We start from the raw sequence: 320 nt of genomic DNA, 5'->3' as shown, positions 1-320 counted from the left end.
CTGGTCGGCTACCGCTTTAAAATGATGAGCGGTATCAAACGCATGGGGAATGGAGAGCAAATGAAAGCTTGCAATCGCTAAAAATAAAATAGAAGCTTTTAAAAACAAGATTTTTTTCATTTTGAATATTTTTATCGCATTAAATAATTTCCTCTATTTCACTTCTTTTATATCATCCATTTTCCAGCTTTTGTCAAAATATGCTTTTGTAGGACCATAGAAACGCATGTAAGTAAACCAGTGTTTACCTGGTAAAGTCTGTACCCAATTTTTTTCTTTGCCTGCTGGTGCTTTTGGTCCAAAATACAAATCGATAGAAC

At 34.1% G+C, this 320-nt stretch carries 1 protein-coding gene; it reads right to left on the bottom strand.

All coding sequences use genetic code 11. From position 1 onward, the window contains the following. Nucleotides 1–153: 153 nt before the first annotated feature. A complete protein-coding gene (locus tag SB660_RS19575) occupies nucleotides 154–309 on the bottom strand; it encodes a DUF1214 domain-containing protein (RefSeq protein WP_410583913.1) in 156 nt (51 codons plus the stop codon). Between the last annotated feature and the right edge of the window lie 11 nt (nucleotides 310–320).

Source organism: Bacillus sp. SIMBA_005, assembly GCF_046535585.1.
Lineage (GTDB): Bacteria > Bacillota > Bacilli > Bacillales > Bacillaceae > Bacillus > Bacillus pumilus.
The sequence above is the reverse complement of the archived record's forward strand: the minus strand, read 5'-3'. Positions and strand labels throughout refer to the sequence as shown.